This window comes from Rhizobium sp. P1_E6 (assembly GCF_056405875.1).
The window spans coordinates 1-17728 of the sequence record NZ_JBFUBG010000002.1 but is presented as its reverse complement, the minus strand read 5'-3'; the positions used below and the strand labels follow the sequence as shown (position 1 = coordinate 17728).

General features: G+C 61.7%; 13 protein-coding genes and 3 pseudogenes. 12 read left to right on the top strand and 4 right to left on the bottom strand.

Annotated features, from left to right (window positions below):
* Positions 1-105: 105 nt before the first annotated feature.
* Positions 106-2760: an alanine--tRNA ligase gene (alaS, locus tag AC1D35_RS01605; protein WP_113299464.1), complete on the bottom strand. Its 2655-nt coding sequence runs from the start codon at positions 2758-2760 to the stop codon at positions 106-108.
* Positions 2761-2913: 153 nt separating this feature from the next.
* Positions 2914-4005, bottom strand: coding sequence for a recombinase RecA (gene recA / locus AC1D35_RS01600; RefSeq protein WP_113299465.1), 1092 nt, complete (start codon positions 4003-4005; stop codon positions 2914-2916).
* 229 nt (positions 4006-4234) lie between these two features.
* On the opposite strand from recA, the gene AC1D35_RS01595 reads away from it, so the two are divergent.
* Together AC1D35_RS01595 and AC1D35_RS01590 are read left to right on the top strand one after the other, a co-directional pair.
* The gene (locus AC1D35_RS01595; RefSeq protein WP_113310684.1) at positions 4235-5179 is read left to right on the top strand and encodes a carbohydrate kinase family protein; all 945 of its coding nucleotides are present in this window, start codon (positions 4235-4237) and stop codon (positions 5177-5179) included.
* A 30-nt stretch (positions 5180-5209) separates the two neighbouring features.
* Entirely contained in the window at positions 5210-6136 is a 927-nt protein-coding gene (locus AC1D35_RS01590; RefSeq protein WP_113299467.1) for a pseudouridine-5'-phosphate glycosidase, read from the top strand.
* A 74-nt stretch (positions 6137-6210) separates the two neighbouring features.
* On the opposite strand, the gene cckA is transcribed toward AC1D35_RS01590, so the two are convergent.
* A complete protein-coding gene (cckA, locus tag AC1D35_RS01585; RefSeq protein WP_113310685.1) occupies positions 6211-8814 on the bottom strand; it encodes a cell cycle histidine kinase CckA in 2604 nt (867 codons plus the stop codon).
* A 287-nt stretch (positions 8815-9101) separates the two neighbouring features.
* Between cckA and AC1D35_RS01580 the strand changes: the two genes are divergently transcribed.
* Positions 9102-10229, top strand: a complete 1128-nt coding sequence (locus AC1D35_RS01580) for a flagellar biosynthetic protein FliO (RefSeq protein ID WP_477855238.1) — start codon at positions 9102-9104, stop codon at positions 10227-10229.
* A 96-nt stretch (positions 10230-10325) separates the two neighbouring features.
* Here AC1D35_RS01580 and dksA read toward each other — a convergent pair whose 3' ends face one another.
* Positions 10326-10745 carry an RNA polymerase-binding protein DksA gene (dksA, locus tag AC1D35_RS01575; protein ID WP_113299470.1) on the bottom strand — a complete coding sequence of 140 codons (420 nt, stop codon included), beginning with the start codon at positions 10743-10745 and terminating at the stop codon, positions 10326-10328.
* A gap of 277 nt (positions 10746-11022) precedes the next feature.
* Here dksA and AC1D35_RS01570 point away from each other — a divergent pair, with 277 nt between their 5' ends.
* The 9 genes and pseudogenes from AC1D35_RS01570 to AC1D35_RS01530 form a co-directional block, all read left to right on the top strand.
* Positions 11023-11517, top strand: coding sequence for a SixA phosphatase family protein (locus AC1D35_RS01570; protein WP_113299471.1), 495 nt, complete (start codon positions 11023-11025; stop codon positions 11515-11517).
* Positions 11518-11591: 74 nt separating this feature from the next.
* Complete coding sequence (locus tag AC1D35_RS01565; protein ID WP_477938191.1) at positions 11592-13067, top strand: YcjX family GTP-binding protein; 1476 nt, start codon at positions 11592-11594, stop codon at positions 13065-13067.
* On the top strand, positions 13064-14143 hold the full coding sequence (locus tag AC1D35_RS01560) for a TIGR01620 family protein (RefSeq protein WP_113310688.1): 1080 nt from the start codon (positions 13064-13066) through the stop codon (positions 14141-14143). The genes AC1D35_RS01565 and AC1D35_RS01560 overlap by 4 nt, the downstream gene beginning before the upstream one ends.
* A 212-nt stretch (positions 14144-14355) precedes the next feature.
* Complete coding sequence (locus AC1D35_RS01555) at positions 14356-14907, top strand: hypothetical protein (RefSeq protein WP_113299474.1); 552 nt, start codon at positions 14356-14358, stop codon at positions 14905-14907.
* 135 nt (positions 14908-15042) lie between these two features.
* On the top strand, positions 15043-15666 hold the full coding sequence (locus AC1D35_RS01550) for a flavodoxin family protein (protein ID WP_477938190.1): 624 nt from the start codon (positions 15043-15045) through the stop codon (positions 15664-15666).
* A 318-nt stretch (positions 15667-15984) separates the two neighbouring features.
* Positions 15985-17154, top strand: a complete 1170-nt coding sequence (locus AC1D35_RS01545; RefSeq protein ID WP_477938189.1) for a zinc-dependent alcohol dehydrogenase — start codon at positions 15985-15987, stop codon at positions 17152-17154.
* Positions 17155-17165: 11 nt separating this feature from the next.
* Positions 17166-17279 (top strand): annotated as a pseudogene (locus tag AC1D35_RS01540) (SDR family NAD(P)-dependent oxidoreductase); the annotation flags it as partial.
* Positions 17280-17405: 126 nt separating this feature from the next.
* A pseudogene (locus AC1D35_RS01535) lies at positions 17406-17621 on the top strand (hypothetical protein); the annotation flags it as partial.
* Positions 17622-17642: 21 nt separating this feature from the next.
* Positions 17643-17728: pseudogene (locus tag AC1D35_RS01530) on the top strand (cysteine hydrolase); the annotation flags it as partial.

Here is a 17728-nt window from a genome sequence, read left to right as displayed (position 1 = left end):
CGCCCTGCAGTCACCTGTCTAAGCACGCGCGCCGAAGACAAAACCGGCTGCGAAATCCAGGATCTCGCAGCCGGTTCTGATGTCAAACTGTTGTCAGGCCAATGATCAGCCGGCGAGCGCAACCGCAACGGCCTCGAGCGCCTCGTCGGCCTTGGCTCCGTCAGGGCCGCCGGCCTGGGCCATATCCGGACGGCCGCCGCCGCCCTTGCCGCCGAGCGCGGCGGATGCGACGCGCACCAGATCGACGGCACTGAAGCGGCCGACGAGATCGGGCGTCACGGCKACGACCGCACTGGCCTTGCCATCTTCGGAAACGCCGATCAGCGTCACCACGCCGGAGCCGATGCTGGCCTTGCCGTCATCGGCGAGGCCCTTGAGATCCTTAGGGTCGACGCCAGCTATGGCCTTGCCGAGGAACTTGATGCCGGCAATCTCGCGCACGGCATCGGCAGAACCACCCTGCCCGCCGCCCATGGCGAGCTTGCGCTTGGCATCGGCCAGTTCCTTTTCCAGCTTGCGACGCTCATCGATCAGCGCCTCGACGCGCGTCAGCACTTCTGAAGGCTGCACCTTCAGCGATGCGGCGAGCGTCTTCACGCGGTCGTCCTGCTCGGCGAGATATTCGCGAGCCGATTCACCGGTCACCGCTTCGATACGGCGGACACCGGCACCAACGGCGCTTTCGCCGAGGATACGAATGAGGCCGATCTGGCCGGTCGCCGACACATGCGTTCCGCCACAGAGTTCGATCGAATAGGGCCTGTTGGCCTTGGCGCCATGCAGACCCGTGCCCATTGAAACGACACGCACTTCATCGCCGTATTTCTCGCCGAAGAGCGCCATCGCGCCTTCCTCGATCGCATCGTCGACGCTCATCAGGCGTGTCGTAACAGGCGCGTTCTGCAAAACGATCTCGTTGGCCATCTCCTCGACAACCTTCAGCTCCTCTGCCGACATCGGCTTCGGATGCGAGACGTCGAAACGCAGGCGCTCGGGCGCGACCAGCGAACCCTTCTGGGCGACATGGGTGCCGAGCACTTCGCGCAGAGCCTCATGCAGCAGGTGGGTCGCCGAGTGGTTGCCACGTAGCCGCGAACGGCGCGCATGATCGACCGTCAGCACGACCGCATCGCCGTCCTTGAACACGCCTTCGATGACCGTGCCCAGATGCACGAAAAGGCCTTCGCCCCGCTTCTGCGTATCTGAAATCTCGATCTTGCCATGGTCGGACGAGATCACGCCGGTATCGCCCATCTGGCCACCGGATTCACCGTAGAATGGTGTCTGGCTGACGACGATCTGCACCTTGTCGCCGGCCTTGGCCTCGGTCGCAACAGCGCCATCCTTGACGATCGCCTGCACCACGCCTTCAGCGGTTTCGGTGTCGTAGCCCAGGAATTCGGTCGCGCCGTGCTTTTCCTTGAGCTCGAACCAGACGGTCTCCGTCGCCTTCTCGCCGGAGCCGGCCCAGTGCGAGCGTGCCTCTGCCTTCTGGCGCTGCATCGCATCGGTGAAGCCGGAAATGTCGACGCCGATCTCGCGGGCGCGCAGCGCATCCTGCGTCAGGTCGAGCGGGAAGCCATAGGTGTCGTAGAGCTTGAAGGCGGTCTCACCGTCAAGCATATCGCCCTTGGAAAGGTCCGTGGTCGCGTCGGAGAGAAGCGAGAGGCCGCGCTCCAGCGTCTTGCGGAAGCGGTTTTCTTCGAGCTTCAGTGTTTCGGAGATCAGCGGCTCGGCGCGCACCAGTTCCGGATAGGCGCGGCCCATCTCCTGCACCAGCGTCGGCAGCAGCTTGTACATCAGCGGCTCCTTGGCGCCGAGAAGCTGCGCATGGCGCATGGCGCGGCGCATGATGCGGCGCAGCACATAGCCGCGGCCTTCATTAGACGGCAGAACGCCATCGGCGATCAGGAAGGCCGAGGAGCGCAGATGGTCGGCGATGACGCGGTGGCTGGCACTGCCCTCAGCCTTAGCGCCCATCGTATCCTCGATGGTGGCGATCAATGTGCGGAACAGGTCGGTGTCGAACACGCTCTGGACACCCTGGAGAACGGCGGCCATGCGCTCCAGGCCCATGCCGGTGTCGATCGACGGACGCGGCAGCGGATTGCGAACGCCGGGCTCGGTCTGTTCGAACTGCATGAAGACGAGGTTCCAGAACTCCAGGAACCGGTCACCATCCTCTTCCGGCGAGCCGGGAGGGCCGCCCCAGACATTCTCGCCCTGGTCGATGAAGATTTCCGAGCACGGGCCGCAGGGGCCGGTATCGCCCATCTGCCAGAAATTGTCAGAGGTCGGGATGCGGATGATCTTGTCGTCGGAAAAACCGGCGATCTTCTTCCACAGCGTCGCGGCTTCCTCGTCTTCGGAATAGACGGTCACCAGCAGACGGTTCTTCGGAAGGTCGAAGCCTTCGGTGACGAGCTTCCAGGCAAGCTCGATCGCATTCTCCTTGAAATAGTCGCCGAAGGAGAAATTGCCGAGCATTTCGAAGAAGGTCAGATGGCGCGCGGTATAGCCGACATTGTCGAGGTCGTTATGCTTGCCGCCGGCGCGCACGCATTTCTGCGAAGTCGTTGCCGTCGAATAGGGACGCTTTTCGAGACCGGTGAAGACGTTCTTGAACTGCACCATGCCGGCATTCGTAAACATCAGCGTCGGGTCGTTGCGCGGCACGAGCGGGCTCGATGAAACGATCTCATGGCCGTTCTTCTTGAAGTAGTCGAGGAAGGTCGACCGGATATCGTTCACACCGCTCATTTCATGCCCTTCGATGCTGCCAGCAGGCAGGTAAAACCAAATTCATCGGCTTTTATCGTTCGACCTTGCCACTGTCCAGCGAACAAACAAAACCGGCCGCATTCTCGTGAAGGAATGCGGCCGGTACGAATGTGCTTCAGTGGTCAGGGCGAATTACATGTCGCCGGCATCACCTGCATCGTCGCCGGCGTCAGGGCCGCCATTCTGTAGGAAGCGGTCGGCAATCAGGCCGGCGTTCTGGCGCAATGCCGTTTCGATCTCGCGGGCGAGATCCGGATTGTCGCGCAGGAAAGTCTTGGCGTTTTCGCGGCCCTGGCCGAGGCGCTGGCTGTTATAGGAGAACCAGGCGCCCGATTTCTCGACGATGCCGGCCTTGACGCCGAGATCGACGAGTTCGCCGGTCTTGGAGACGCCTTCGCCATACATAATGTCGAATTCGACCTGCTTGAAGGGAGGCGCCATCTTGTTCTTGACGACCTTGACGCGCGTCTGGTTGCCGATCACCTCTTCGCGCTCCTTGACCTGGCCGATGCGGCGGATGTCGAGGCGAACGGAGGCGTAGAACTTCAGCGCGTTACCACCAGTTGTCGTTTCCGGCGAACCGAACATGACGCCGATCTTCATGCGGATCTGGTTGATGAAGATCACCATGGTATTCGACTTGGAGATCGAAGCCGTCAGCTTGCGCAGCGCCTGGCTCATCAGGCGAGCCTGAAGGCCTGGCAGGCTGTCGCCCATTTCACCTTCGATTTCGGCGCGCGGCGTCAGTGCGGCGACCGAGTCGACGACGAGGACGTCGATGGCGCCGGAACGCACCAGCGTATCGGTGATTTCAAGCGCCTGCTCGCCTGTGTCCGGCTGGGAGATCAGGAGGTTCTGCAGATCGACGCCAAGCTTGCGGGCATAGACCGGATCGAGAGCGTGTTCGGCGTCGACGAAGGCGCAGATGCCGCCCTTCTTCTGGGCTTCGGCAATGGTCTGCAGAGCGAGCGTCGTCTTACCAGAGCTTTCCGGACCGTAGATTTCGACGATGCGGCCCTTCGGCAGGCCGCCGATGCCGAGCGCGATATCGAGGCTGAGCGAACCCGTGGAAACTGTTTCGATCTCGACGATGCTCTCGTTCGAACCGAGTTTCATGATCGAGCCCTTGCCGAACGACCGCTCGATCTGTGAGAGTGCCGCTTCGAGCGCCTTGCTTTTGTCCACCGATTTGTCCTCTACGAGCCGCAATGAATTCTGAGACATTCGATCCACCTTTAGGTTATTGACGCTGCTCAAGCAATGTCGCCGCTGATGCGAAGTTTGTACCTGATTTGTTCTTATTTCGCAATGGGGTTGCAAATAATTGAAAGAAAAAGGTAAAACGGCCTGTGTTCTATTTTTGTTTTATCGATGCAAAGCAACGGCTTAATAAGCCACCGGGGCTGAATGCGGGTATTTCGGAGCCTATTCGATTCGCTTTGGGAGAGCAGAAATGAGCGGCAAGATTCTCGTTCTCGGTGGCGCCCATATCGATCGTCGCGGCCGCATTGCCGGCGAGACGGCACCCGGCGCCAGCAACCCCGGGACATGGTTCGAGGAACCCGGCGGCGGTGGCTTCAATGCGGCCCGCAATCTGGCTCGACTCGGCTTCGACGTGACGATGATTTCGCCGCGCGGCGGCGACCCGATCGGCGAGACGGTGAGCGAGGCGGCCGACCTTGCGGGGATAGACGACCGCCCCTTCGTCTTCCTCGACCGCAAGACGCCGAGCTATACGGCGATCATTGAGAGGGACGGCAATCTGCTCATCGCGCTGGCGGATATGGAGCTCTACCGCTTCTTCGTGCCGCGGCGTCTGTCGATCCGCTGGGTGCGCGATGCCTTCGCCGCTACCGATTTCATTCTCTTCGACGCCAACCTGCCGGAGGAAACGGCAGCTGCGATCGTCGCAAGGGCAAAGGCGCTCGGCAAGCCGGTGGCGGCCATCGCCATCTCGCCGGCCAAGGTGGTGCGCCTCCTGCCCTGCCTCGACGGCATCGACTATCTCTTCCTCAACGAGGCCGAGGCTGCAGCCCTTGTCGGCCACCGGCCGGAGGATGCTGCCGCTTGGCCGTCCCTGCTCGGTGACATCGGCGTCAGCGGCGCGGTCGTCACCCGCGGCCAGCGCGAGCTCGTCGCCTTCAATGACCATCGTGCGCTCGTCCTACAGCCGCCGATCTCGGAGACAGTGGCCGATGTCACCGGCGCCGGAGATTCTCTGGCAGCCGGCACGCTCTCGGCCCTCATGCGTGGCCTGCCGCTGGAAGAAGCGGTGCGCCATGGCACGGCTGCAGCCGCCCTTACTGTCCAGTCACGGCACGCCGTGAACGAAAATCTCTCGCCGGATCTTATCCGCGACATGCTTTCGCTTGTCCCGGCGGCGAGAATTCTGCAATGAAGCGGCACCATCGATAAAGGGACACCGATCATGACCAAACCCATTTCGCCCCTGCTGCCGATCTCCTATTCGAAGGAAGTGGCCGCCGCCAAGCAGCGCGGCGCCCCGATCGTGGCGCTCGAATCGACCATCATCACGCATGGCATGCCCTACCCCGGCAATATCGAGATGGCGCGCAGCGTCGAATCGATCATCCGCGATCAGGGTGCGGTTCCCGCCACCATCGCTGTCATCCACGGCACACTTCATATTGGCCTTGAGGCCGCTGAGCTCGAGCAACTCGCCCAGGCGAAGGATGTCTTGAAGGTGTCGCGCGCCGATCTCGCCTTCGCCATCGCCGAGCGCCGCACGGGTGCGACGACGGTCGCCGCGACGATGATTGCGGCAGCGCGGGCCGGCATCAAGGTCTTTGCGACAGGCGGCATCGGCGGTGTCCATCGCGGTGCTGAAGAAACCTTCGATATCTCGGCTGATCTCGAAGAACTGGCCCGCACCGGCGTCATCGTCGTTTGCGCCGGCGCAAAGGCGATCCTCGATATTCCGAAGACGCTGGAAGTGCTGGAAACCCGCGGCGTGCCCGTCGTGACCTATGAGAGCGATGAATTCCCGGCCTTCTGGTCGCGCGCCTCGGGCATCCGCAGCCCGCTCACCCTGAACAGCCCGGCAGCGATCGCCAATTTCCAGACGACGCGCGAACAGCTCGGCATCGACGGCGGCATGCTGATCGCCAATCCGGTTCCGGAAGCCGACGAAATCGCCCGCGAGGAAATGGAAATCTACATCGAGCGCGCCCTCGACAGCGCCGAACGCGACGAAGTCACCGGCAAGGCGGTAACACCTTACCTGCTGAGCACGATCTTTGACCTGACGGACGGGCAGAGCTTGAAGACGAATATCGCGCTGGTGGAGAACAATGCGCGGCTTGCGGCTGAGATTGCCGTGGCGCTTGGAGAATAAGGATTGATGGGGCGGGCTAGACCCGCCCCGTTCCTGTAGACGTGTCGTGCCGGGGGACACCCCCCGCAAAAGCTTTAGCTATCCAGCGTTTCCTTCACTGCCACCGCCAGCTGCTTCAGCGAAAACGGCTTCGGCAGAAATCCGAACTTGGCCTCCGGCGGGAGGTTGCGGGCGAACGCATCCTCGGCATAGCCGGAAACGAAGATGAACTTCATATCCGGATATTTCTTGCGCAACTCGCGCAGCAGCGAAGGCCCGTCCATTTCCGGCATCACGACGTCGGAGACGACGATGTCGACCTTGCCTTCCAGCTCTTCCATGATTTCGAGGGCTTCGACGCCGGACCCAGCCTCGTGGACCGTATAGCCGCGCGTCTCCAGCATGCGCTTGCCGCCACGGCGCACCGCTTCCTCATCTTCCACGAGCAGGATGACAGCCGAGCCGGTCAGGTCTTCCGGCTGCTGGGGCTGGACCAGTTCGACAATCTGTGCGCCGCCGGCTGCAACTGCCTGATCAGCGGCTTCCCCTTCGGCCGCAACTGCCGGCTCGACGATATGGCGCGGCAGGAAGATGCGGAAGGTCGTGCCTTTGCCGACTTCCGATTCCGGCTGAATATAACCGCCGGACTGCTTGACGATGCCATAGACCATGGCAAGGCCGAGACCGGTGCCTTTGCCCACATCCTTGGTCGTGAAGAACGGCTCGAAGATCTTGTCCATGATCTCGGGCGCAATACCGGTGCCTGTATCGGTCACCTCGATCAGCACCATGTCTTCATGCGGCATGTAGGAATAGTTGAAGGCGGCGACCTCTGCGGCCGGTAGATTGCGGGTCCGCAGCGTCAGCGTGCCTCCATTGGGCATGGCGTCGCGGGCATTGACGCTGAGGTTGATCAGCACCTGCTCGAATTGCGAAAGATCGGTTTTGACCGGCCAGAGATCGCGGCCATATTCCACGTCGAGCTTGACGTTGGTGCCTGAAATCAGCCGGTCGACCAGCATGCGCAGGTCGCCGACGACATCGGTCAGGTTCAACACCGTCGGCCGCATCGTCTGCTTGCGCGAGAAGGCGAGAAGCTGGCGAACCAGCACCGCCGCGCGGTTGGCGTTGCGCTTGATCTCTATCAGGTCGGCGAAGCTCGCATCGGCAGGCCGCGCCTGTAAAAGCAGGTGGTCGGAGGACAGCAGGATTGCTGTCAGCACGTTGTTGAAATCGTGCGCGATGCCGCCGGCGAGCGTGCCGACCGCATTCATCTTCTGCGTCTGCGCCATCTGCGCTTCCAGTGCCTTCTGCTCGGTCACCTCGACGGCATAGACGATGGCCGCCTCCTCGGGCGCCTCGTCGCTCTGGTCGATGACGGCATTCACGTAGAAGCGGAAGAAACGCGCATCGTCCGTCGGCGTGCGGGAATCGATCGGCGCGATATCGCCCTGCCGGTCCTTGGCGGCGGCGAGTGCCGCGGCAAGCTGCGGCCGGTCGCTTTCCTGCACGATCGTTTCCATCAGCGCACCGCGCTCCAGGTCGTCACGCGAGACGATATTGGAGAAGAGCTTCAGGAAGGGCGCATTGGTGCGCAGGATCTTGCCATCGCCATTGACGGAGGCGATCGCCATCGGCGTGTTGTTGAAGAAGCGCGTAAAGCGCATGGCAGCCGCAGAAGCAGATTGTCCGTTCTCGCCGTCCTTGTCGCGCGTCAGCACGATCGTCCGGCTTTCACCGGGCGCCCCGTCGCGCATGGAGGTGACGCGGTGGATGATCTGCACCGGCAGGCTCTGGCCGTTCGTTTTGCGCAGGTCGAGTTCGAGCGTCACGGTCTTCTTGAAGCCCGGCTCGGCCTGCACGGACTGGATCAACGCCAGCCCCTCGCCCGCCACGAGATCGCCGATGTTCATCGAGCCCGGCATGAATTTGGTGAGGTCGAGGCCCAGCCATTCGGCAAGCGTCGCATTCAGATAGAAGATCTCGCCCTTGCGTCCGGCGGAGAAGAAGCCTGCCGGAGCGTGGTCGAGATAATCGATCGCGTTCTGCAATTCCTTGAAGAAGCGCTCCTGATCCTCGCGTTCGGCCGTGATATCGGTGATCTGCCAGATCTGCAGCGGCTTGCCGTCGCCCTCTTCCGGCGTCAAGAGACGAGCTTTCAGGCGGTACCAATGGGCGCCGGCGCTGCTTCCGGGGCCGACGGCACGCAGCAGGCGGAATTCCTCCCGGCCTTCGCGGCCTTCCCGCAGGCCGTTCACCAGCCGGTAGAGCGCCTCGTTCGATTCGCGGTGGCGCGACAGCAACGTCTCCAGCGTCTGCACCTCGGTCGCCTTGCGGGCGCCCGTCAGCGCCCCATAGGCGGCGTTGGCGTAGACGATGCGGCCCTTGTCGTCGGTGATCAGCGATCCATCGGGGTGGCTGTTCAAAAAGGCGCGCGCCAAGCTGTCGGACTGGCGCTGCGGCATCACCTCGATGAAGCCGATGACCGAGGATACCAGGAAGAAGATGCCGACCATGGCGAGCACGCCGAGACAGCCGAGCACCAGCTCGTTGCCGAGCGAATCCTTGAAGAAGACAAAGGCCGCGGCCGCCGCAATCAGCACGATCGCCAGCAGGATGATGCGTATTGCCGTGCCAGAACGCCCCCCACGATCCACAAGCGGCGCGTTATAGTCGTCGACCTGACGCGATTTCGTCATTTATTCCTCGCATGAGCCCTTCCGGCTGCGTGCGTACACCGATACGCAGCAGGAATCAGGCAGTCTATCCCTTCTTATCAACTTGCTGCGCCCTCAAAAACAGCAGGCTTTCATCAGACTGCTTGAATTCACAGGCAAACGCGCCAGTTTGCCCCTGACCCCGTTCTATCAAATAGGTTGCACAACACGAAATCGCGTTCGGCGGCGACTGGACAGACCCGCCAGCTCTTGCCTAAGGAGCGGAAAAGTCGTCTGTTGTGCCATAATGCGAAATGGAGTGAGTGCCTATGTTCGATGATGTTGTAGGAGCTTACGGTAGCCGCTTCCTGCTTGCAGCCGGCGGTGTCGGTATTGCCCTCATCCTGCTCATCGCCATCCTGTGGTTCATGCGCAACCGCGCGCCCTCGCCCTTCGTCCGTGGCGGCCGCAACCGCCAGCCGCGCCTTCAGGTTCTCGATGCCGCCGCTGTCGATGCTCGCCGCCGCCTGGTGCTCGTGCGCCGCGACAATGTCGAACATCTCGTCATGATCGGCGGCCCCACTGATATCGTCATCGAAAGCCGCATCCTGCCGGAACCCGAAGTCGAAACGGCTGCCGAGTTCCGCCCGCAGCCGGTCGAGGAACGCCCAGTCGTCCAGGAGCGGGCCGTCATCCAGCCGCGCCGCGAACCGCAGCAGCCGGTCGCCGCTTCCGTCGCGCCGGCTGTTGCTGCAAGCGCCGAACCCGATTTCGAAACCTATACACCGGCGCCGACACCTGCACCTGTCGTCATCGCTCCCCCAGTCATCGCCCCGCCGGCCGAGCCCATCCGCCAGCGGCCCGAACCCCTGGTCGCTCCGGCCGTTGCCCCGCCCATGTCCGCTCAGCAAATGTCCGCTCAGCAAACGCCGGGCCAGCCGATGTCCAGCCAGCCGGAACGTTCCGCTCCGCAGATGTCGGCTCCGCCCCTCACAGCCGAGCGTGACGGTCTGCAGCGCCCGCCACAGGTTCAGCCGCGCCAGCCCGAACGTCCCGTTCCGCAGCCGATGCCGGATGCGGCCAACGCCGCCGATATCCTCGATGCAGCCCGCCAGCGCGTGCTGCCGCAACAGCGCATCGAACCGGAGGTTTCCACGCCGCCCGTTTCGCGCGGTGCACCGGTCGCAACGGAAGACGGCGGCGCGCAATCGGCCGCCATCCGCCGGGATTTCCAGCGCGTCCTCGATGAGGAAATAACCGGTAATGTCGCCGCAGATCGCGTGGCTCCCGCGCCCAATGCGCAGCAGGCGCGCCCTGCACAGCAGCCCGTCTCCTCTCAGCCTGGATCAATGCCGCGCCGCGACCCCGAAATGGCACCGATCACGGGCGCTGATGCAGCACTTCAAAAGGAAGTTGCCCGCATCTTCGGCGAAATGAGCGTCAACCGAGACAAGTAAAGCCGCGGCCTAGGGGCCCGGAGCGAAGAGCGCCAAAACCAAAAAGGCACCGCGATCGTCTCGCGGTGCCTTTATTCTTTGCCGGTCTTGAAACGATTATTCGTCCCGGTAAACCTTTTCGCGGCGCTCGTGGCGTTCCTGCGCCTCGATCGACAGCGTGGCGATCGGGCGGGCGTCGAGACGCTTGAGGCCGATCGGTTCGCCGGTTTCCTCACAATAGCCGTAGGTGCCATCTTCAATGCGCTGCAGCGCTGCGTCGATCTTGGAGATCAGCTTTCTCTGACGGTCACGGGCGCGAAGTTCGATAGCCCGGTCGGTTTCAGAGGATGCACGGTCTGCGAGGTCAGGATGGTTTGCGCTTTCTTCTGCCAGATGGTCGAGAGTTTCGCGCGCTTCTCTAAGGATGTCGTTTCTCCACGCGACCAGTTTGCCTCTGAAGTAAGCCCGCTGGTTCGTGTTCATGAACTCCTCGTCTTCCGAGGGAGCATAATTGCTAAGATCGATCTTCTCACTCAACGCGATTCTCCTGAAGAACATCTCATCTGGCCGGGTGTATATCCCAAGCGCTAGCCGTGATTCAAGCCAAAATAGACAGGTAAACAGATTTTTAAATCTGTCACAAATTTTAGCTAACAGTCTATTTTCCCATCATTATTCCGAACAACAATTTTTGCTTCGCCTTCAAAATGCCGTGTTGGGACCGTGCTTTTGCGCCGTTGGGAGCCTTCGGACGGTTGACGTTGCCGGATCGCAACCGCTACTGAAAAGGCTCCGTTAGAAGCTGGATTTGCCCATGGCCGCCCTCCTGCCTCCGCCCAACCGGATCTATCTCCTCCGTCATGCCGAAGCCGCGTGGGCCGAGCCCGGACAGCGCGATTTCGACCGCCCGCTGAACCAGAAGGGTTTCGGCGATGCCGAGATCGTCGCCGACCGCGCCGCCGACAAGGGCTACCGTCCGGACGTCCTGATCAGCTCGACCGCGCTTCGCTGCCGTGACACCGCCGAGGCCGTGCATCGCGCCATGGGCGAAACGCTCGACATGCGCTTCGTCGACACGCTCTACAACGCCTCGGTCGATACATATCTCGAAATCATCGATGCGCAGGATGCGGGCACCGTCATGCTCGTCGGCCACAACCCGACCATGGAGCAGGCCCTGCAGGCGCTGATCGGCCAAGAGGCGATGGTCGCCGCGTTGCCGACCGGCTTCCCGACCGCAGGTCTTGCCGTCATCGATCACGATGCGTCGGCCTCTATCTGGCGACTGGTCGATTTCGTTATCGATTAGAGCTTTTCGCGCCGCTTCTTTTTCAGGCAGCGGCCCTTCCCTATATTGCAGGCAGTGCCATCAGGGATTCCGATTTGCCGCCACGCCTGACATCCTTTGCCGACGATGCGCTGATCGCGCTGGACAATCTTGCAGACCGCGCCAGCGGTCTGGTCAATCCGACCATCCGGCTCGGCGTCACCGGACTTTCCCGTTCCGGCAAGACGGTCTTCATCTCCTCGCTGGTCCACAATCTCCTGCACGGTGGCCGCCTGCCGCTGTTCGAAGCGGTGCAGTCCGGTCGTGTTTCGGCTGTGCGTCTGGAGCCGCAGCCCGATGATGCCGTGCCGCGCTTCCAGTACGAGGATCATATCCGCGCGCTGGTGAAGGAGCGCATCTGGCCGGATTCCACCCGCGCGATTTCCGAGCTGCGCATCACGCTCGATTATCAAAGCGCCAGTTCCTGGACGCGCATGTTCTCGCCCGGCCGGCTGTCGATCGATATCGTCGATTATCCCGGCGAATGGCTGCTCGACCTGCCACTGCTCGGCAAGGACTTCCGTACCTTCAGCGAGGAAACGATCGCACTTGCCGCAACCGGCATCCGCGCCGAACTGTCGAGCGACTGGCTGGCCTTGACGAAGGTGACAGACATTACCGCCTCGGCCGATGAAATGGTGGCCCGCGACCTCGCAACCAGCTTTGCCGAGTACCTGAAGGCCTGCAAGGCCGACGAGCGCTCGCTTTCCACCCTGCCGCCCGGCCGCTTCCTGCTGCCTGGAGATCTCGATGGGTCGCCTGCCCTGACCTTCGCCCCGCTTGCCCTGCCCGCGGACGGAAAGCCGGAGCGAGGTTCCCTTTGGGCGATGATGGAGCGGCGCTACGAGGCCTATAAGTCCGTCGTCGTCAAACCCTTCTTCCGGGAGCATTTCGCAAGGCTCGACCGGCAGATCGTGCTGGTCGATGCGCTGCAGGCCATGAACCGCGGGCCTGAAGCCGTGCAGGATCTGGAACGGGCGCTGACCGATGTGCTCGCCTGCTTCCGCCCCGGCAACAATTCCGTCCTCTCCTCGCTGCTTGGCCGTCGCATCGACCGCGTTCTGGTCGCCGCCACCAAGGCTGACCATCTGCACCACGAAAGCCACGACCGGCTGGATCGCCTGACGCGCCGTCTCGTCGACCGCGCCATCGACCGTATCGGCATGGCCGGCGCCGGCATCGATGTCATGGCGCTAGCCTCCGTGCGCGCCACGCGGGAGGCAACTGTGCGCCGCGACGGCAACGACCTGCCCGTCATCGTCGGAACACMCATCGCAGGCGAAAAGATTGCCGGCGAGATCTTCGACGGCGAGCGCAAGACGGCGATCTTCCCTGGCGATCTTCCGGAAAATCCCGAATCCCTGTTCGAGCGCATCGAGGCAGGCGACGCCTCGGTCGAGCTGCCCGACGTCAATGTCGTGCGCTTCCGCCCGCCGCAGCTCGAGGAAACCGGCGGCGGTATCAAACTCTCCGTGCCGCATATCCGCCTCGACCGCGCCATGCAGTTCCTGTTCGGAGACCGCCTCGCATGAGCAAGCCGCCGATCGACCAGCCCAATCATCCGCGCCGCGCGCCCGCCGCCTTCACCTACGAGGAAGAGAACTCCGCGCCCGAAGCCCCGCGCACGGAACGTCGCAAGCCCGCGAGCTTCACCGGTGAGGTGGTGCTGACGCCTGACGAGGAAGATCCCTTCCTCAATCCGGAACAGGATCTGAGCCCGCTGCCGGTCGCAGCACCACGCAAGCGCCGCACTTCGTTCGCCAGCATCGCCGCCGGCGCTTTCGGCATTCTTCTGTCGCTTGCCTTTGGCCTCTGGACCGATCGGTTGATCCGCGATCTCTTCAGTCGCGCCGACTGGCTGGGTTATACCGCGCTTGCTGTCTTGGCGATCGGCATCCTTGCCGTCATCGCTATCGTCATCCGGGAAACGGCGGGCATGATGCGGCTTGCCGCGGTGCAGATCATCAAGGCCGAAGCCGATGCCGCGATCGTTGAAACCCGGCCAGCGAAGGCTCGCGCGGTTATCGCTCGCCTGACGGGCCTTCTCGGCAACAAGCCCGAGACGGCAAAAGGTCGAGCCACGCTCAAGGAAACCGAGGGCGAGGTCATCGATCCCCCGCACCTGATTGCACTTGCCGAGCGCGAACTGCTCGCCCCGCTGGACCGGCGAGCTCGCGCGCTGATCGTCAACTCTGCAAAGCGCGTCTCGATCGTCACGGCCGTCAGCCCGCGCGCCATCGTCGACCTGCTCTATGTCCTCTATGAATCGGCGCGTCTCATCCGTGCCATGGCCGAGCTCTATGGCGGTCGTCCCGGCACGCTCGGCATGCTGAGATTGATGCGCGATGTTCTCGCCCACCTTGCGGTGACCGGCTCGATTGCCGTCGGCGACAGCCTCGTGCAGCAGGTGCTGGGCCACGGGCTTGCCTCGAAGCTCTCGGCCCGACTCGGCGAAGGCGTCATCAACGGGCTGATGACGGCGCGCATCGGCATTGCCGCCATGGATCTCTGCCGTCCGCTGACGTTCCGGGCGTTGAAACGGCCGGGAATCGGCGATTTCATCGGTGACCTGACGCCCTCGATGACCGCGCGCAATGGTAATTCCTAAGCAAGACGCCAGATTTTGACATATTCATGCCTTTTTGCTTTGGACGCAAAAAATTCAAGCGGATTCAATGTGCTAAAGGCGCGACCTCAGAATCCTTGCCTTGCGAAAGCCCCTGTATTCCCACGCATTTCGGCGCCTCGGAAAGAAAGCATTAACCATTCTCCGGCAAAACTTCGTGCCAGTTCCCGAGTGGTGTTTGCCAAGGAAAATCCATGTACTCGCGCAAGTTTCTTTTTGTATGCGGCCTGGCCGCCGCGGCATTGTCTCCGGTGGCAGACGTCACGTCCAATGCCTCTGCGGCGACCCGCGACAAGGCCTTCTTCGAATCCGTCTCCGGTACCTGGAAGGGTCCGGGCGAAATCGTCGCCGGCAAGTACAAGGGCACGAAATTCACGTGCAATCTTGTCGGATCGCCGGCCGATGATTCCCCCGCCGGCATCAAGCTCGACGGTACCTGCCGCGTCGGCGTCTTCAAGCAGCCGATGAGCGCCGTCATCTCGCAGTCCGGTTCCACCTACAAGGGCAAGTTCCTGGACGGCGCTGAAGGCAAGGGCCTCGATATCGTCTCCGGCGCCGTCACCAACGACACCGTCGTCGTCGGCATCAATCGCTCAAAGCTGAACGGCGCGATGATTGCCCGCGTTCGCGACGACAAGACCATGAACGTCACCGTTTCGGTCAAGGTCGAAAGCCAGATGATCCCTGTCATCGGCTTGACCCTGACCCGCCAGGTCGATGAAATGGCTGTCGGCTCGATCGAGTGAAGAAATTGCCATAAGTCTCTGATTATGAACAAGTTTTCATGAGGCGGCGGTTTTCCGCCGCTTTTGCGTTTCAGGCGTGGGGAACCATGAGCATCGTCCCAGGTTGTGTGCGAACGAACAACGTGGAGATCGATCGTGCCCCTCAAAGCCGTTGCCCTCAATGCCACCCTGAAATCGAGCGGCGGTGAGCCCTCCTCAACCGACCGGATGCTGTCGCTCATTGCCGAGGCAATGYGCAAGGAAGACGTCGAGACCGAAACGATCCGCCTCGCCGATCACAACATCCTGCCCGGTGTCACCTCCGATGAGGGACCGGGCGATGCGTGGCCCGATATTCGCAAGACGATCCTCGACGCCGATATCCTCATCCTCGGCACGCCCATCTGGATGGGCCAGCCCTGCAGTGTCGCAAAGCGCGCCTTGGAACGCATGGATGCATTTCTGGAAGAAAAAGATGAGCAAGGCCGCATGATCTCTTACGGACGGGTCGCGGCCGTCGCCGTTGTTGGCAATGAGGACGGTGCCCATCATGTCTCGGCGGAACTCTATCAGGCGCTGAACGATGTCGGCTTCACTATCCCCGCCAATGCTGTGGCTTACTGGGTGGGCGAAGCCATGGGCAGCACCAATTTCGTCGATCTCGACGACGTGCCTGAAGTGGTCACGACGACGGTCGACACGCTGGCGCGCAACACGGTTCATCTGGCCGGGCTGCTCAAGGAGAAGCAGTATCCAGGCGAGGACGATAGCGGTAGCTGAATATTGGATCCGCCAAAAACACATGCGGCCGACAACATCCGAAGACATGAAAAAAGCCCGCTTTTGCGGGCTAATTTCGATTGTTTCAAAGGTTATCGGCTGTTTTTGTTGATCTGTTCGCCAGCCTTGACGTGATGTTCGTGTGAACGGCCTTGGTTTGCCACGATAGATTCTCCTTGAGGGATTTTGAGACAGCTTGACTGCCGTCTCGATAAAAGAACCTCCCGGCCCTTCATGGTCCTCACCTTAATATTTCGTGATTGCGTTGGGATCATTTCCGGCAGTGAGCAGTTCTACGACGGAGAAAAGGAGAATGTGATGAAGGCGCTCACTTGGCACGGCAAGCATGACATACGCTGCGAAAGCGTTCCCGATCCCGAGATCGAGGATGGCCGCGACGCGATTATCAAGGTCACGGCCTGTGCGATCTGCGGCTCCGATCTTCACCTCTTCAACGGCGTCATGCCCGACATGCACAGCGGCGATATCATGGGCCATGAGACGATGGGTGAGGTCGTCGCACTCGGCAAGGACAATAGCAATCTCAAGATCGGCGACCGCGTCGTCGTTCCCTTCACCATTTCCTGCGGCGAATGCTTCTTCTGCAAACGAGGCTTCTTTTCGGGCTGCGAACGCTCCAATCCCGATCCCGCCAAGGTCACAAAGATGTGGGGGAATTCCCCGGCCGGTCTGTTCGGCTATACGCATCTGCTTGGCGGCTATAGCGGAGGACAGGCGGAATATCTGCGCGTACCCTATGCCGATGTCGGCCCGATCAAGGTTCCGGACGGGCTGACGGACGAGCAGGTTCTCTTCCTGTCAGACATTTTCCCCACGGGCTATATGGCAGCGGATTTCTGCAACATCCAGCCGGGCGATACGATTGCCGTCTGGGGCTGCGGCCCGGTTGGTCAGATGGCGATCAAATCTGCTTTCATCCTCGGCGCCGAACGCGTCATCGCCGTCGATACCGTGCCGGAGCGGATGGCGCTTGCGCAGGCCTCCGGCGCCATCACCCTCGATTTCCACGATGAAGATATCTACGACAGGATCATGGAGCTGACGCAGGGACGCGGCGCCGACGCCTGCATCGATGCGGTCGGAACCGAGGCCGATGCCTCGGCAAGCTGGGATTCCCGCCTCGACCGCATCAAGGTGGCCACCTTCATGGGCACGGATAGGCCCCATGTCCTCCGTCAGGCGATCTATTGCTGCCGCAACTTCGGCACGGTCTCCATCGTCGGCGTCTATGGCGGCTTGCTTGACAAGATCCCGATGGGCTCGGCGATCAACCGCGGCCTGACTTTCAAGATGGCCCAGACACCGATGCAGCGCTACCTGCCGCTGCTGATGGAGCGCATCCAGAAGGGCGAGATCGACCCGTCCTTCATCATCACCCACCGCGCATCGCTGGAGGATGGCCCTGACCTCTATAAGACCTTCCGCGACAAGCAGGACGGCTGCATCAAGGTTGTCCTCAAGCCATAAGGAGAAGCGACATGGCTGATATTGCTTCGATAAAGGCTTTCGCCGTCGTTACAGGGGCGTCCACCGGCATCGGTTTTGAACTTGCCAAATGCGCGGCGCTGGATGGCTCTGATGTCATCATCGCGCCGCCGTCACTCCCGCCGGGATCTTGGCCCATCAACATGCTAAAATGCCGGCCGGGCTCGCGTGTAAAGTGAGGCGTTTCCATCGCCAAGCAAGCAACGGAGATCAATGACATGAACGAGACCAACAAGGGTACGGAAACCAGGAGCCTGCGGATCGCCAAGGAATATCTGCGTCTCGGCGGACACCGCCGCTCCAAGATCGACGACAACATCACCACTGTACGCCAGTGGGAGAAGGATCCGCCCGAGGCCGAACGCTTCTGGCAAGAACAGGTGCAGTCGCTTTCTGCAACTGACCGCAAGCAGGTCGAGGATTTTCTGCCCAGCATCAATTCGCCCTGAATGCTTGAAGCTGCAGATTCCATGCCCGACAACTGGATCCATCTCTGCATCGATATGCAGAGGATGTTCGCGGAGCAGACGCCCTGGCATGTGCCATGGATGGCGAC

Bases quoted from the DNA above. Each gene is read 5' to 3' on its own strand.
- cckA (WP_113310685.1), bottom strand. From the start codon at position 8,814: ATGACGAAATCGCGTCAGGTCGACGACTATAACGCGCCGCTTGTGGAT.
- AC1D35_RS01545 (WP_477938189.1), top strand. From the start codon at position 15,985: ATGAAGGCGCTCACTTGGCACGGCAAGCATGACATACGCTGCGAAAGC.
- AC1D35_RS01560 (WP_113310688.1), top strand. From the start codon at position 13,064: ATGAGCAAGCCGCCGATCGACCAGCCCAATCATCCGCGCCGCGCGCCC.
- AC1D35_RS01570 (WP_113299471.1), top strand. From the start codon at position 11,023: ATGGCCGCCCTCCTGCCTCCGCCCAACCGGATCTATCTCCTCCGTCAT.
- AC1D35_RS01555 (WP_113299474.1), top strand. From the start codon at position 14,356: ATGTACTCGCGCAAGTTTCTTTTTGTATGCGGCCTGGCCGCCGCGGCA.
- AC1D35_RS01580 (WP_477855238.1), top strand. From the start codon at position 9,102: ATGTTCGATGATGTTGTAGGAGCTTACGGTAGCCGCTTCCTGCTTGCA.
- AC1D35_RS01595 (WP_113310684.1), top strand. From the start codon at position 4,235: ATGAGCGGCAAGATTCTCGTTCTCGGTGGCGCCCATATCGATCGTCGC.
- recA (WP_113299465.1), bottom strand. From the start codon at position 4,005: ATGTCTCAGAATTCATTGCGGCTCGTAGAGGACAAATCGGTGGACAAA.
- AC1D35_RS01590 (WP_113299467.1), top strand. From the start codon at position 5,210: ATGACCAAACCCATTTCGCCCCTGCTGCCGATCTCCTATTCGAAGGAA.